At 45.3% G+C, this 15032-nt stretch carries 14 protein-coding genes; 11 read left to right on the top strand and 3 right to left on the bottom strand.

Going from position 1 to position 15032, the window contains the following annotated elements; translation table 11 throughout:
• Positions 1–46 precede the first annotated feature (46 nt).
• Genes FDP09_RS06600 through rodA form a run of 5 tightly spaced genes read left to right on the top strand, consistent with a single transcriptional unit; the run spans position 47 to position 5509 of the window.
• Positions 47–1075 (top strand): rod shape-determining protein, encoded by a 1029-nt coding sequence (locus FDP09_RS06600; RefSeq protein WP_015265297.1) that lies wholly within the window; start codon positions 47–49, stop codon positions 1073–1075.
• 7 nt (positions 1076–1082) lie between these two features.
• Positions 1083–1916: a rod shape-determining protein MreC gene (mreC, locus tag FDP09_RS06595; RefSeq protein WP_137401902.1), complete on the top strand. Its 834-nt coding sequence runs from the start codon at positions 1083–1085 to the stop codon at positions 1914–1916.
• Positions 1909–2430 (top strand): rod shape-determining protein MreD, encoded by a 522-nt coding sequence (locus FDP09_RS06590; RefSeq protein ID WP_137401901.1) that lies wholly within the window; start codon positions 1909–1911, stop codon positions 2428–2430. Before mreC ends, FDP09_RS06590 begins: the two co-directional genes overlap by 8 nt.
• Positions 2431–4233, top strand: a complete 1803-nt coding sequence (gene mrdA / locus FDP09_RS06585) for a penicillin-binding protein 2 (protein ID WP_137401900.1) — start codon at positions 2431–2433, stop codon at positions 4231–4233.
• Position 4234: 1 nt separating this feature from the next.
• On the top strand, positions 4235–5509 hold the full coding sequence (rodA, locus tag FDP09_RS06580) for a rod shape-determining protein RodA (protein WP_137401899.1): 1275 nt from the start codon (positions 4235–4237) through the stop codon (positions 5507–5509).
• Positions 5510–5512: 3 nt separating this feature from the next.
• Here the strand turns inward: rodA and FDP09_RS06575 are convergent, their stop codons facing one another.
• Positions 5513–6925 (bottom strand): sulfatase-like hydrolase/transferase, encoded by a 1413-nt coding sequence (locus tag FDP09_RS06575; protein WP_137401898.1) that lies wholly within the window; start codon positions 6923–6925, stop codon positions 5513–5515.
• Between the two features lie 108 nt (positions 6926–7033).
• Positions 7034–8098: a hypothetical protein gene (locus tag FDP09_RS06570; protein WP_137401897.1), complete on the bottom strand. Its 1065-nt coding sequence runs from the start codon at positions 8096–8098 to the stop codon at positions 7034–7036.
• A 34-nt stretch (positions 8099–8132) separates the two neighbouring features.
• On the opposite strand from FDP09_RS06570, the gene FDP09_RS06565 reads away from it, so the two are divergent.
• Genes FDP09_RS06565 through recO form a run of 3 tightly spaced genes read left to right on the top strand, consistent with a single transcriptional unit; the run spans position 8133 to position 9798 of the window.
• Positions 8133–8459, top strand: a complete 327-nt coding sequence (locus FDP09_RS06565) for a 2Fe-2S iron-sulfur cluster-binding protein (RefSeq protein ID WP_137401896.1) — start codon at positions 8133–8135, stop codon at positions 8457–8459.
• A gap of 50 nt (positions 8460–8509) precedes the next feature.
• Complete coding sequence (locus tag FDP09_RS06560) at positions 8510–9094, top strand: thymidine kinase (RefSeq protein WP_137401895.1); 585 nt, start codon at positions 8510–8512, stop codon at positions 9092–9094.
• 17 nt (positions 9095–9111) lie between these two features.
• The gene (gene recO / locus FDP09_RS06555) at positions 9112–9798 is read left to right on the top strand and encodes a DNA repair protein RecO (RefSeq protein WP_137401894.1); all 687 of its coding nucleotides are present in this window, start codon (positions 9112–9114) and stop codon (positions 9796–9798) included.
• A gap of 9 nt (positions 9799–9807) precedes the next feature.
• Here recO and FDP09_RS06550 read toward each other — a convergent pair whose 3' ends face one another.
• Positions 9808–10569 carry a hypothetical protein gene (locus FDP09_RS06550; RefSeq protein ID WP_137401893.1) on the bottom strand — a complete coding sequence of 254 codons (762 nt, stop codon included), beginning with the start codon at positions 10567–10569 and terminating at the stop codon, positions 9808–9810.
• 81 nt (positions 10570–10650) lie between these two features.
• Between FDP09_RS06550 and FDP09_RS06545 the strand changes: the two genes are divergently transcribed.
• The 3 genes from FDP09_RS06545 (at position 10651) to FDP09_RS06535 (ending at position 13859) form a co-directional block, all read left to right on the top strand.
• Positions 10651–11631 carry an isopenicillin N synthase family dioxygenase gene (locus tag FDP09_RS06545; protein WP_137401892.1) on the top strand — a complete coding sequence of 327 codons (981 nt, stop codon included), beginning with the start codon at positions 10651–10653 and terminating at the stop codon, positions 11629–11631.
• A gap of 6 nt (positions 11632–11637) precedes the next feature.
• Positions 11638–12855 (top strand): chromate efflux transporter, encoded by a 1218-nt coding sequence (gene chrA / locus FDP09_RS06540; protein ID WP_137401891.1) that lies wholly within the window; start codon positions 11638–11640, stop codon positions 12853–12855.
• Between the two features lie 167 nt (positions 12856–13022).
• Positions 13023–13859, top strand: a complete 837-nt coding sequence (locus tag FDP09_RS06535) for a DUF4382 domain-containing protein (RefSeq protein WP_137401890.1) — start codon at positions 13023–13025, stop codon at positions 13857–13859.
• Positions 13860–15032 lie beyond the last annotated feature (1173 nt).

Genomic DNA, 15032 nt, shown 5'->3' with positions numbered 1-15032 from the left:
CTTTAAACGATCAACTCAAACGTAAATTCTAAGTAAAAATACCAGGATGGGATTATTTGACTTTTTCTCAAGTGATATAGCAATAGATTTAGGTACCGCAAATACCCTTATAATTCATAAAGAAAAAATTGTAGTGGACGAACCTTCCATTATAGCCATTGACAAATCCAGCAACCGGATTTTGGCAGTGGGAAGGGAAGCCATGAACATGCATGAAAAGACGCACGAAAACATCAAGACCGTCCGTCCGCTGAAGGATGGTGTGATTGCGGATTTCTATGCTGCCGAACAAATGATCCGTGGATTGATCAAAATGATTCCCGGCCACAAAAAGGGCATGTTCCCACAGTCCCACCGCATGGTCATCTGTATTCCCTCCGGGATCACAGAAGTTGAAAAACGAGCGGTACGGGATTCGGCCGAACACGCCGGTGCCAAAGAAGTGTACATGGTGTACGAACCAATTGCTGCCGCCATCGGTATCGGAATAGACATCGAAAAACCCATGGGCTCCATGATCGTGGACATTGGAGGTGGCACCACAGAGATTGCCTTGATTGCCCTCTCTGGAATCGTCGCTGACCAATCCATCAGGGTCGCAGGCGATACGTTCACCAAGGACATCTTGGACTATATGAGAAGGCAGCACAATTTGCTAATCGGTGAGCGCTCTGCAGAAAAGGTAAAGATCGCCATTGGCTCAGCCCTTACAGAGCTGGATGATGCTCCAGAAGACTATGAAATCCGTGGACGTGATCTCATGACAGGAATTCCTAAGGTGATCAAGGTTTCTTATTCCGAGATTGCTTTTGCGCTGGACAAGTCGGTTTCCAAAATCGAAGAAGCAGTGCTCAAGGCATTGGAGATTGCTCCACCAGAATTGTCTGCAGATATCTATGATAACGGCATTCACCTCACTGGTGGCGGAGCCCTGCTCAAAGGCCTGGACAGGAGACTTCACCAAAAGACCAAGCTGCCCATCCATATCGCGGAAGATCCACTAAGAGCAGTGGTGCGAGGGACAGGCACCGCCCTGAAAAACATAAATAGTTTCCGAACCGTGCTGATGACCTGATGACTGAATGCAACGCATTTTATTATTTCTATATAGTATAAGGGCCTTCTTGCTGTTTATCACATTGGAAACCGCCGCCATTTGGCTGATCGTTTCTTATAATTCACCACAAGGGGCCGTCTTCTTCAATAGCTCCAATAGCTTTACTGGGGCATTCCTGAGTACCAAAGACAATTTTACGGAGTACTTCACCTTGGGCAGGGCCAATGAAGAACTGGCCGAAAAGAATGCCTTACTGATGAAGCAGCTGGCCAATTTGCGACCGGTCAAGGACAGTGTGAACATCCCCTTGGACAGTGCAATGGAAAATACTTATGACTTCTACTCCGCGAAGGTCATCAATAATTCCATCAATCTCCGCAATAATCATATCACGCTGAACAGAGGCGCTGAAGATGGCATCAAGGAAGGCATGGGCGTCTTCAATGGAGATGGTATCGTGGGACGTGTGAAAGGCGTCAGCAGACACTATGCCTCCGTCATTTCATTGCTCCATACAGACCTATTTGTGTCCTCGAGGATAAAATCCACAGACGCTTTTGGATCTACCCAATGGGACGGACAAAACCCACAAAAAGCTAAGCTGAAATTTGTCCCCAGACACGTCCAAGTGGCCCAGGGTGACACAGTAGTCACTTCTGGGTACAATGCCGTATTCCCAGAAGGAATCCTAGTGGGGACAGTGGACACAGTCAGCAACGGAACGGAAACAAATTACCTTGATATCACCATAGAATTGGCGGCAAACTTCAGCACGCTTACCTATGTATATCTAGTAGAAAACAATCGGGAAGTGGAACTGGATTCCCTTCAAGAAATCACCGAAATCGTCAATGAATAGTAGAACAGTCATCGCTTCTATCGGAGGTATTTTTCTGTATTTTATCATCCAAGTATTGGTGCTGAAAAACTTGGTGCTTTTCGGTATGGCATTTTGTTTCCTATACGTCATTTACCTTTTACTGCTTCCTATCGAAATCAAAACCATCCCCTTGATGCTCATCGCTTTTGTCTTGGGATTTTCGATCGATATATTTTATGACAGCTTAGGCATCCATACCGCCAGTGCGGTGATGCTGGCCTTTTTCAGAAAACCTTGGCTCACGGTCATTACGCCGACAGGCGGCTATGACACCAACACCCCTCCCACTTTGCTCAATATGGGCATGGGATGGTTTTTAGTGTATAGCCTTCCGCTTCTCCTGCTGCACCATTTGACATTCTTCCTTATTGATAATCTAGGGACTTCATTGTATATTCCGATGATTTACAAGACACTGAGCAGCACGGTTTTTACATTTATCATTGGAATGATCGTTCAGGTTTTGTTCTATAAGAAAAGAAGAGGCATCTAAATGAACGAAAATAGACACAGTGTCATCGTCATCGTTATCATTATCGTTGGGGTAATCCTGCTGACCAAGCTGTTTATGATCCAAGTGGTCGATGACAGTTTCCTAAGGCGTGCCGAACGAAATGCCGTCCAGCGGATCGTCGATTACCCCTATCGTGGATTAATATCAGACCGGAACAATGAACTTTTGGTCTATAACAACCCAGTGTTTGACCTTATGGTCATCCCGCAGGAATTCAACATCGCTGACACCGCAAAATTCTGCGACATCTTTCAGATCGAAAAGGAAAAACTGATTGAACGGTACACAGCCGCAAAAAAATACTCTTGGGTAAAACCATCGCCGCTGATCAAGCAGATTTCCACTACAGATTTCGCAAAAATTCAGGACTACCTAATCGACTACCCGGGCCTGTTTGTCATGACCAGGTCAGTAAGGGCATATCCCGACTCCATTGCCGGCAGTGCATTGGGCTATATTGCAGAAATTGCCCCCAGACAGCTTGAGCGAGACACCGTAAACTACTATACCCAAGGAGATTACATCGGCCACTCAGGCCTTGAATCCTTCTATGAAAAAATACTTCGAGGTAAGAAGGGAGCCAAATACAAAATGGTCAATGTCCGTGGTGTGGACAAAGGCTCTTTCAAAAACGGAACACTGGATACCGCCTCTGTAGCTGGACTGAACCTGCAATCCACTATCGATCTAACCTTACAGAAGTACGGCGAAAAACTCATGAAAGGAAAAAGGGGCTCTGTCGTGGCGATCGAACCAAAAACTGGCGAGATCCTATCCATGATCTCCGCACCCGTATATGATCCTAATTTACTGGCTGGCGCTGCCTACAGTAAAAATTACAATATCTTACTATCGGACACGACCAAACCGCTCTTTATCAGGCCTATCCAAGCAAAATATCCTCCAGGCTCAATTTTCAAGGTGGTGCAGTCCTTAATTGGATTGCAATGGGGTATCCTGACACCAAATACCACCTATGCTTGCAACAAAGCCCTAGTGGCCTGCCACAATCACCCAAGCCCGGTGAACTTGTTCGGTGCGATCCGAAATTCCTGCAACCCCTATTACTACCAAGCTTTCAGGCAAATGATCAATCAAGAGGTGTCCTCAAACACCTATACAGACACCCAAATCGGTCTTGACAAGTGGCATGAAGCAGTGGAAAAATTCGGGCTGGGCCATAAACTCGGTGTCGATTTGCCTTACGAAAACAGTGGAAGTGTTCCTAGCAGCTCCCTTTATGATAGGATTTATGGAAAAGGCAGATGGAAATACAGCACCATCTATTCCCTGTCGATAGGCCAAGGTGAAATGGAGGTAACCCCCATCCAAATGGCCAATTTAGCGGCTATTTTCGCCAATAAAGGTTATTATTATACACCACACCTGATCAAGGCCATAAACGGTGATCCTGACAATATTCCTGAAGAATATACTACAAAACATGATGTCGGCGTAGCTGCCCACCACTTTGACATGGTGCAAGATGCCATGGCAGAGGCACTTTACGGTACGGCCATGCGCGCCATCATCAAGGACATTGCCATCGCTGGCAAAACAGGAACTGCACAAAATCCCCACGGGGAAGATCACTCGGTTTTCGTCGCCTTCGCTCCAAAAGATGATCCCAAAATCGCCATTGCCGTTTACGTGGAAAACGCCGGTTGGGGAGGTCGAGCGGCTGCCAGTACCGCCAGCTTGATGATCGAAAAATACTTGAGAGGACATATAGAAAGACCGGCACTCGAAGAATATGTGCTGGTAGGAGACTTTGCAGACTGACGTGAGACAAGACGATTTATATATCAACAAAATTGATTGGCTGAGCATTTTGCTTTACGGAGCTTTGGTGATGATCGGCTGGTTTAATATCTATGCCGCCGTCTATGATGAGCAGGCAGCAAAAAGCATCTTTGATTTTAGCATTAACAGTGGAAAGCAGCTCGTCTGGATCGGCACTGCCGTACTGCTGATCACAGTCATCATGGTGGCTGACTACCGGCTCTTTGATAACCTCAGCCTCATACTGTATGGGGTTTTCCTGCTAATTCTCCTCCTCACCCCTTTCATCGGAAAGGAGATCAACGGGCAACGCGCTTGGTTTGAAATAGGGCCATTCCGCTTACAGCCTGGGGAATTCGCCAAATTTGCCACAGCTTTGGCACTCGCAAAATTTATTGAAAAACCTTCCTTTGACCTTAGCCAGCCAAAGTTTCAGTTTCAGGCGATCCTTATCATCATGCTGCCCGTTTCGATGATCATGATGCAGCCCGATACCGGTACGGCAATGGTTTATATGGCATTTTTTATCATGCTCTATCGAGAGGGAATGCCGCAAAGATACTTTGTCTTCGCATTGGTATTTATCGCTATTTCGTTACTCTCCCTTGCGGTGGACAATAACCTGTACATAGCACTTCCTGTCGCTGCACTTACCCTCGCCCTCATCTTGATGGGCAAAAAAAACTGGCAACGTATCGTGACGTTGTGCATGATCGGCATCGCCATTATTGCATACTCTTACAGCCTTGACTTGGTCGTTTCCAAACTGCCCCAGCACCAACAAAATAGGATCATGGTGCTCTTTAACCCTGACATTGACCCTCTTGGGGTGGGCTGGAATGTCACCCAGTCCAAAATCGCTATCGGGTCGGGAGGCTTCTGGGGAAAAGGCTATCTCGAAGGTACCCAAACCAAATTCGACTTCGTTCCTGAACAACACACCGACTTTATCTTTTGTACACTTGGAGAAGAATTTGGCTGGATTGGAAGCCTGGTGGTGGTATTCCTATTTGTTGCCCTATTGATTAGACTGGTCTTTCTGGCCGAGCGGCAAAAAACACGATTCTCTAGAGTATATGGTTACTGCGTCATATCGATCTTGCTCTTTCACTTTATGATCAATATCTCCATGACCATTGGCCTATTTCCTGTGGTAGGGATTCCGTTGCCATTCTTTAGCTATGGTGGCTCTTCCCTTTGGTCATTTACCATCCTGCTCTTCATCTTTATCAAACTGGATTCCCACCGTATTCAACTGCTGGGAAGGATGAACTGACCTTTAGTGAGGCTGCACAATGGGATATTTTTTGTCGTATTGGCCCACTTGGACTTTACGCCATTCAGGGCCCTCCAAGAACAACGGATGCGGTAACCTTACGTCCCAATCCCCAAGTTTCTTGAGGAGGCTTTTGGTAAGCGTTAGATTTTCCAAGGCTACGTCATGTTGCTCTGAAAAATCCGTTTGGAGATTAAATAGCATCGGTAACCTGTCCGGGAGCCTTACCAATTTCCATTTCCCATCCCGGATCGCTGCACTAACGGTAAACTTCCATTTCATCTCCTCATGTGGCGCACCATCCTTGTGGCCTAGCAGGTAAGGCATCAGATTGAGCCCATCGAATTGATCCTGCTCTGTGGCCTCCCTACCCGCAAGCGCAACAAAGGTGGGCGTGAGGTCCAATGCACTTACCGGATAATCAAACACTTCTCCAGGCTGAAGGTGTCCAGACCAACTGATGAAAAATGGCACCCTGATGCCTCCTTCCAGCAGCGTGCCTTTCTTGCCATTATATGGTGCATTGATGGAACCATTGGTCATCACAGGACCACCATTATCACTGATAAATACAAAAATGGTATTTTCAAGTAAACCCGCCTCCTCCACGGCAGCAACAATCCTCCCTACATTTACATCCAACCGATGTACCATAGCAGCATAGGTCCTCCTTTTTTCATCTTCGATATGTTGGTAGATGGCCAAATCTTCAGCAGTTGCCTGCATGGGGGTATGCGGTGCATTGAATGAAGCATATAGGAAAAATGGCTCATCCTGATGGCGGTAAATAAAGTTGACACATTCGTCCCCTTTGTCATCAGTAATATAAGTGATTTCCTGCGGGGTTTTATAATTACATTCAATTTTGGCCTTGTAGCCGCGCTTAGCTTCCGAGGCCTCAAAATAATCATGGCCTCCACCCCTATACCCCCAAAATTCATCAAAGCCACGATTCACGGGGAAAAATTGGTCTTCATACCCCAAATGCCATTTCCCAACCATGCCGGTAACATACCCCAGTTCCTTTAGGTGGTCACCCACCGTCTTTACACCTACCGGCAATCCCAAAAAAGCAGGATCAAATCCCGGCTGGTTATTGGCCAAATTATTATCGTAGCCAAAGCGCACTTGGTTACGACCGGTAAGTAAGCCCGCCCGGGATGGACTACACACCGCAGAAGAAACATACCCCTCCGGAAAAAAAACACCCGATTCAGCAAGTTGGTCAATATGGGGCGTTTTGATCTGGGTGCTTCCCGTAAAGCTCAAATCCCCGTAACCAAGGTCATCGGCGACAATAAGCACATAATTGGGACGAGACTCCCCTCCTGATGCGGGGGGTGAGAAAATATCTTGGGCCATTAAAGGCGTTATCAATAGCCATTCAACAAACAGGAAACATCCGATCTTATACATTTTTCAACTTTTAACGCACTAAAATCCTACCAGTCCTATGATTAACGGAACGGCAAGACTATGAAATCAAAATAATGAATTATCGGGTGTGTTAGGGGCAGCAAGATACTATTTTTCGTCAAACTTCCTGTAAATCAGCTGCAAAAACTCGGCTACCTCATCAGAATCCTTGTCCCATTCCAACTTTGTAACATACCGATCATTGACCAGTTCTATGGCTTCCACAAAACTATCGCATTCATCAATGGACTTCAATGCATGCCCCATCAGGTCAGGATTGCTGTCAAATAGTTTTTTGGTAAACATAAAGCGCTGATTAATGGCCAGCCCTTCGTCCATTGATGCGATGGGGCCTTTGAGTACACCACTTTGCTCTGCTTCAAACCTGGCCCAAGCCAAAGCAGGGTCGATTCCCCCTTCTTGGGCCGCCAAGGAACCTTCCGCTGGGACAGCTTCCGCTTTTCCATCCACACGATTCATTTCCGCTTGATTTTCCTCTTCTTCCTCTTGGGGCTGTCCTTCCCCAGTCGATTCCGAGTTCTTTGGCTCCTCTTCCTCTGGCACCAGCTGGCCCCAGTCAATCGGTAAGATTTGTGACAAGCCCTCCAGCAAGGCCTTGGGAGATTCCAACATTTCCTGTGACTGCTGAAAAACATCACTTAGTGCCTTTTTGTACACTTCTGTATCTCCTTGACCTCCTTTTTCCATCAGCTCGTTCAGCAATTTTTCATGCCATTTGATGTATTTTCTGGAAGCCTTTAGGTGACCATGAGGGCTATCGCCTTGGCTTTTCTCTATCTCTCCCCAAAAGTAAACCATGGGATCCAGCGCCAAGAGCACCGTGTCGATCACCGCCACTTCCAACAGCGGCAAAAAATGGGTATGCTCAATCTTGATCGCACGGGAAAGCACATTCATAAATTCCTTTAGTGCTTCGGACACAGCAATATCCTTATAGTCAAAATAGGGATTGGCCTTCATTTTTTCAATCTCTTCATTCCATTTCTCAAATAAGGTCTTGATCACCATAAAATTAACCTGAGAGCTAGGGGTCAGTTGGATGATTTCCTGCCCAGACATGTACTTTTTGGTACCGAAATATGCAGAACAAATCTTTTCTGATACTTCATGAGCATAGTTTTCTAAATAAATGAGGTTAATTTTATCGTTCATTAGTAGTTGTATTTGCTGTAGTCGTTTGAGATTGATGCCTAAAATAATAATTGAAAACCTATACCACAAGGAGATTTCCGCAAAAGAACCTGATTACAAAGTTATCGAAATTATCCATGATAATTATGTAGATTGGATGCATGCTTGTGGAAAAAAAGGACGCTGCACCACTTGCATGATGATCGTGGAAGATGGAATGGAAAACCTTTCTGAGCTCACCGAAAGGGAAGTTAGCTACCGAAATCTGGGAAAGCTAAAACCCAATCAACGGCTTACATGTCAAGCTCGCCTAAAAGAAGGCACCATCCGCATCCGCGTCAATGACCAGTACAAGCTACCACATATGGATTACAGCGAATGATCCTTCTTCAAAGGGCGATTATCCGTAATTTTCCTTAACATTCCAATATTATGTTCATAGAACCTGCCATAGGAAACAACAACCCCAAAGATAAAAAAGGACACATTGAGGTGATCTGCGGATCGATGTTTTCGGGCAAAACCGAAGAACTTATCCGCCGGCTAAACAGGGCCCTCATCGCCAAACAAAAGGTGGAAATCTTCAAACCCGCGATCGATACCCGGTACCATGAAAGCGATGTCGTCTCCCACAATGAAACAGTGATCAGGTCAACTCCTGTGCAGTTTGCCGATGACATTATTTTGCTCGCAGGAGACTGCGATGTGGTAGGGATCGACGAAGCCCAGTTCTTCGACCAACAGATCGTAACGGTTGCGAACAAGCTCGCCACTGCCGGCAAAAGAGTGATTATGGCTGGCTTGGACATGGATTTTGAGGGAAGGCCTTTTGATCCGATGCCGCAGCTTTTGGCCAGCGCTGAATACGTCACCAAAGTACACGCCATCTGCATGAAATGCGGCGACCTTGCATCATACAGCTACCGCCTAACCCCTGCCAAGGAAAAGGTAGTACTGGGAGAAAAAGACAGCTACGAAGCTCGCTGTCGAAAATGCTTCTACGAAAACAAAGCTTAAGCCATCGATCGTAAACCATGATCAAGAAAACCCAAGGCATCGTCATCCATTACATAAAATACCGTGAGTCGTCCATTATCGTGAAGATCTTCACTCGGGATTTGGGACTCAAGAGCTATATCGTCAACGGTGTCAGAAGCGCCAAGTCCAAATCAAAGATGGCCCTTTATCAGCCACTCAGCCTTCTTGATCTAGTCGTTTATGATAAGGAAAACGCTTCGCTAAACCGCATTTCTGAAGTGAAGCTGACGTATCCCTTCAAACGAATACCTTTTGATTATTACCGTTCAGGAGTGGCCATGTTTGTAGGAGAAATCTTAAGCAAATCAATTTATGAAAACTATCAAAATGAATACCTGTTTGATTTTATCTATCAATCAATTGCTTTTTTGGACAGTGAACCCATTAGCCTAAGCACCTACCCCCTATCTTTCCTGTTGGAGACTTCTCGGTTTTTGGGTTTTGCCCCAGATTCTGCCGGAGAATTTTTTGAACAAACCCACCCAGATGTAAACGACCCCTATTTCAGTCTGGAAGAGAAAAAACATTTTACTCAACTGTTGAAAAAACCATTTGATCCCGAGGTGAAAATCCCCTCAACCATAAGAAAAAGTTTATTGGATGACCTATTGGCCTTTTATAAGATACACTTGGACACCTTTTTCGAAATCCGATCATTGGAAGTTTTAAGGAATTTGATGTAGCTGATGATATCACTTCACCTCCACCTGCTTGATACTCTTCGAAAAAACACCCGACAACTCCTTTCCACTACCATCCACTAGGGATATCGTGATCTTGTGAAGTCCTTTGGCCAAGTTTCCGATATTGACAAGACCTAATTTGTCCGTCATAAACTCCTGTCCACCGGCGGCGACCTTTACCCGTAAGCCGTCTTCCTCCAAATCACCGCCCACCAACACATAGTCCACGACAATATCCTCCCCTTCTTTGTATTCGGCACCATTTACAGGCATGTTTACACCGATATAGGGATCCTCTTCTTCTGGAAAAGGCTTTGAATCACCCACCATAAAATCCCGCTCTACGTAATTTCCGTATTCCTTGAGTGCCATTCCATCATCATCCACCAAAAAAGCCAGCACCTTAAAAGTACCCGTGTCGAACTCCTTTCTGAAAATAGGCATATTAAACCCAATAGGATCCGCACCATTAATGATCATTTTTAGCTGAAAACCTTTCCTTCCGTGCTCAAAAGGGTAATTTTTAATATTAAACTCAAAAGGCACTGCTCCCTCATCAAACGATTGGTTTTCAAGTGGGCTATGAAGTTCCAACATGGCATCTGGATAAGAATTTTCCTGCATCTGGTAACGAAAAGAGACGTCCTTCTTTGCCGGAGCGGGCGTCTGGACCGATTCATGAAGTTCGCTGGTGGTTTCTTTTTTGGAGTCCGATGCACAAGAGAGGCAAACAAGACTACCAATAAACCATAGGAATACGTTATTTTTCATAGCTGGTGGATGATTGGGTTAAGTTAAAGATATTTAATTTTCCTATAAAATATTTACCTTGCAGGATAAAATAATCCAACCATGAGCGAAATCCTCTTTAAAGAAATCCCTTCCTTAGACCTATCCGATTTTACCTCGGGCAATGCCGAACAAAAAGAGGCATTTGTACAAAAACTTGGTGATGCCTACGAGAATATTGGTTTTGTAGCCATAAAAAACCACGGGCTTACCCAGACACTTCAAGACAAGCTCTATGCTGCGATCAAAGCTTTTTTCTCCCTTGAAGACACCATCAAATCCAAATATGAGCGGCCAGAAATTGGCTACCAGCGTGGCTATACAGGGAAAGGCAAAGAGCATGCAAAAGGCAGAAACACAGGGGATTTGAAGGAATTTTATCATGTAGGGCAGGAATTGTCAAAAATCCCTGACTCCGATCCGCTCAAAGGGGATTATCCTCCAAATGTATGGCCAGAAGAAATCCCGGACTTTAAAGACACTGCGTTGGAAGTTTTTCGCATCATAGAAGCTGCTGGGAAGGCCATGCTACAGGCAATTGCCGTGCACTTAGGCCTTGATGAGATGTACTTTGAGGACAAAGTACTCCACGGCAACTCTATTCTACGCCCTATCCATTATTTTCCCATCGAGAATCCTGCAGAAGTTCCAGCAGATGCTGTCCGCGCAGCCGAACACGGCGACATCAACCTCATCACTTTGCTAATGGGAGCAAGTGCGGACGGGCTTCAGGTACTGCGGAAAGATGGCCAATGGATCCCCATTACCGCCCTTCCAGACCAACTCGTGGTCAATGTAGGGGACATGCTCGAAAGACTCACCAATAAGAAGCTAAAATCTACCATCCACCGTGTGGTCAATCCTCCACGGGAAAAGATGAACAGCAGCCGCTATTCCATTCCGTTTTTTATGCACCCAAGGTCAGAAATGGACCTCACCTGCCTAGATAGTTGTGTGGACCAAGCAAACCCCAAAGCCTTTTCAGATGCCACGGCGGGAGCGTTTCTGGAAGAGAGACTTCGTGAATTGGGGCTTCGAAAATAGGCGTTGGTGACCGTCCGAAAAGTAAAATATTACCTTTACCTGAAGGATGTTATCACCCTTTCAGTAACGGCCTTCGGGGGACCGCAGGCCTTCTTGGCCATGGTATTGGATATCATGATCAAGAAACGACGCTACATCACGGAAGAAGAACTTTGGGAACTTCACGCCCTCTGTCAGGTGCTCCCTGGCCCTACTTCCACACAGACCATCTCGGCCATTGGTTACCGGGTAGGTGGCCCTAACCTCGCTTACCTATCTCTTTTGGTATGGATCCTGCCGGCCACCACCATCATGACAGGCGCCGCGGTTTTGGTGGATTTCCTCCAGACCCAAACCGAAGGCTCGCTGGATTTTGCCAAGTTTATTCAGCCTATGGCCATCGGCTTTATCATTTATGCCGCTCAAAAAACCATTGGAAAAATGGTAAAAACCACTGAAGCAATGGTACTGATGCTGTTGTCGGCTTTTGTGGCTTTCTTTTATAATTCGCCCTATATTTTCCCTTTTATGCTGGTGGCCGGGGGCATCACCACCTCTCTGAAATTCAACAAACAACCTAAAATCGAAGAAAAAAGTGGCATCAAGATCCAGTGGGCCAATTTCCTGCTTTGGGGAGGAGTGCTGATCTTAGCGGCCACCTTGGGTCATTTTACAAAAATCCTCCCAATCCGATTGTTTGAGAACTTCTACCGTAACGGCAGTCTGATCTTTGGAGGAGGGCAGGTACTGGTGCCCTACTTGTACACGGAATTCGTGGAATTTAAGGCCTACCTTACCTCGGAGGAATTCCTGACGGGATATGCCATTTCACAGGGTGTCCCCGGACCCACTTTCAGCATCAGTTCCTACATAGGAGCCCTGTCCATGAGGAGTGCTGGAATGGGTGTAGGGGGAGCCATCGTAGGCGGTTTGGTTTCTGCAGCAGGAATATTTCTTCCTGGTACTTTCCTGATATTCTTCGTCATTAGGTTTTGGGATGAACTAAAAAAATACCGTCCCGTTCGGGCCGCTCTGGAAGGGATCAATGCAGTCAGCTGTGGTATGCTGATAGCCGCTGCCTATTTACTCTTCGAACCCATGCCTGCCAACTTTTTTAACATTGCAGCCATTGCCATCACCTATTTTCTGCTCCAATTCACTAAAATCCCTTCCCCAATAATCATCATTGGGGGTATCCTGGTGGGATTGGGTTACCAGCTAGCCGTTAATAACCTGATAGGGTAAATCAATCCTTGTTAATTTGAGGGGGGGGGAGCATTTCGGTTAGAGTGATTGAAAAAATCAATGAAAAAACGAAAACCATACGTGAAACTGGTAACCCACACCATAAACACCTCCTCAATGGCATGCTAATTGCAAAGTGCTACTTCTAAACCAATTAATATTATACTATGGAAACTTTACCTATTAAAAACTGGCTATTCGGGCTTGCAGGATTACTTTTAATGGCTTCATGTAGTTCAGAAGACAAAGAAACAATGGAGGGAACTGCCACAGTAAATGTCTCATTAGTGGATGCACCTGCGGATTATGATGAAGTATGGATTGAGGTTTTGGGAGTAGAGCTCCTACCAGGTGATGAAGAGGAAGATGGTGATGGCTGGGTCTATATCCCATACGATGAAGAAGATACGCACATTAACCTCCTTTCATTGGTCAATGGTAACGAGGCCTATATCGGATCAGAAGAAATTTCGGCAGGTTCAATTTCTAAATTGCGCTTGGTATTAGGTGACGACAATTATTTGGTCATAAATGGTGAAGAGACTCCGCTGACTACTCCAAGTGCCCAACAAAGCGGACTAAAGCTTCAACTCGACCAAGAACTCATGGCAGGCATTCAGTATGACTTGGTCATCGATTTTGACGCGGCCAAATCCATTGTAAAAGCAGGTAATTCTGGACAATATATCCTTAAGCCTGTCTTAAGGGTCGTAGCCGAGCAATCTGCATCGATCGAGGGGAAAGTACTTCCCGTTGAAGCCCATCCTGTAATCTACGGTATCATCAACGAAGACACTGTCAGTACCTTTGCTGACGAGTCTGGGTCCTTTGCACTGAGAGGACTTGCCGAAGGAGACTATACCATCATCTTCGATCCTACTGAAGAATACGAAGCGGACACCCTTTATAGTGTTCCTACTCTGGACGGTGAAATCACCGTTCTCGATCCTGTGGAATTGGAAACGACAGCAGATGTGGAAATAGAGATCGAAACCGGAAATTAAATCCGGAATGCCCTTATAAACCACCGCCATAACCCGCGAATATTGGATTTTAAATAATTTGGAAGTGGTCATTGCTCTGTGTTTTATCATTTTATTCTATAGCAAGGCAATGGGTAAACCGGATTAAAAAACGAATACCAACTATTATATATACCGCAAAGAAGGCTGTTCCAACTTTTGGAACAGCCTCTTTTTATATCCATACACCTTAAATTAAGGATCAAGCGGAAAAGTTGGGAACTGCCAGTTTTGTTAATGGAAAACCACCGAAAAATAAAAATACCACAAAGGCACCAAGCGCATATTGGACCCCAAAGTGTAATCTGGGGAGAGGTCAGGAAAATTATTTTTAAACTAACAACCTGAGCTCGACTTAATTTTAGTATTAAAAGCGTCATAGCGAACCCTTTTTAGGTGGATGTGGGTTGGAAAAGGGTTTGGCAACTCGCCGCGGCGAGCTGCCACGGCTTCCACCCGTTCAGGCCTCCCTCTAAGCCTCGCAGTGACGATTTTATAATCGAACTGAGGTAAACAGTAAAGAGGTGTCAGCCTGAGAGGACCTGTCTATTCGCCAGATAGAGTAGAAGGTCAGACGTTGGCCCCCGACTCCCCTCGGTCTGACTGACTCTTTTAGCCTAAAATTAAATATCTTTTTCGGCTAAAAGCGATCTCCCAGGAAGCGGTTAAGCACAAGGCACGAAGTACGAGATACGATGTGTTTTGTAGCTGGTATTGAATCAAGCAATATTTCTGGGGTAAGGGCCTTTAGTCCGCTTCGGAAAGAATATCCTTGACGGTGGAAGAATTGTATAGTTGTACTTACAAGTTGTAAGCTTGTGCTTTCACACTTATATTGACCCTACGCCTCAGAAAAAAACAAAACCCATTGATCGGTAATAGCAGCCTAATGAGAGTAAAAAATTAATTGTCCAAAAAAATAAAAAATAGACGTTTTAGCATTTGCGTAGTAATGCGCACATATGCGCATCTGATTATTTGATTTTAAACACACACCGATGTAGATTTAAATTCTCAGTTCATAATTTTTCATTCGCTAGCGATTTTTTTCATTAGTCTAATAACTATTTTAATGCCCATCTCTGCTATAGGAGAGGGGCATTTTTTTATAAACAAGCAAATATTTACCCCCAGAAATAGTGCTTGACCAAAAAA

The sequence above is a fragment of the Echinicola rosea genome (genome assembly GCF_005281475.1).
GTDB classification, from domain to species: Bacteria; Bacteroidota; Bacteroidia; order Cytophagales; family Cyclobacteriaceae; genus Echinicola; species Echinicola rosea.
This window is presented reverse-complemented; position numbering and strand designations above follow the sequence as displayed.

What these genes read in the sequence shown, in the direction of transcription:
- FDP09_RS06600 (WP_015265297.1), top strand. Translation starts at nt 47, where the DNA reads ATGGGATTATTTGACTTTTTCTCAAGTGATATAGCAATAGATTTAGGT.
- mreC (WP_137401902.1), top strand. Translation starts at nt 1,083, where the DNA reads ATGCAACGCATTTTATTATTTCTATATAGTATAAGGGCCTTCTTGCTG.
- FDP09_RS06590 (WP_137401901.1), top strand. Translation starts at nt 1,909, where the DNA reads ATGAATAGTAGAACAGTCATCGCTTCTATCGGAGGTATTTTTCTGTAT.
- mrdA (WP_137401900.1), top strand. Translation starts at nt 2,431, where the DNA reads ATGAACGAAAATAGACACAGTGTCATCGTCATCGTTATCATTATCGTT.
- FDP09_RS06575 (WP_137401898.1), bottom strand. Translation starts at nt 6,925, where the DNA reads ATGTATAAGATCGGATGTTTCCTGTTTGTTGAATGGCTATTGATAACG.
- FDP09_RS06570 (WP_137401897.1), bottom strand. Translation starts at nt 8,098, where the DNA reads ATGAACGATAAAATTAACCTCATTTATTTAGAAAACTATGCTCATGAA.
- FDP09_RS06565 (WP_137401896.1), top strand. Translation starts at nt 8,133, where the DNA reads ATGCCTAAAATAATAATTGAAAACCTATACCACAAGGAGATTTCCGCA.
- FDP09_RS06560 (WP_137401895.1), top strand. Translation starts at nt 8,510, where the DNA reads ATGTTCATAGAACCTGCCATAGGAAACAACAACCCCAAAGATAAAAAA.
- recO (WP_137401894.1), top strand. Translation starts at nt 9,112, where the DNA reads ATGATCAAGAAAACCCAAGGCATCGTCATCCATTACATAAAATACCGT.
- FDP09_RS06550 (WP_137401893.1), bottom strand. Translation starts at nt 10,569, where the DNA reads ATGAAAAATAACGTATTCCTATGGTTTATTGGTAGTCTTGTTTGCCTC.
- FDP09_RS06545 (WP_137401892.1), top strand. Translation starts at nt 10,651, where the DNA reads ATGAGCGAAATCCTCTTTAAAGAAATCCCTTCCTTAGACCTATCCGAT.
- FDP09_RS06535 (WP_137401890.1), top strand. Translation starts at nt 13,023, where the DNA reads ATGGAAACTTTACCTATTAAAAACTGGCTATTCGGGCTTGCAGGATTA.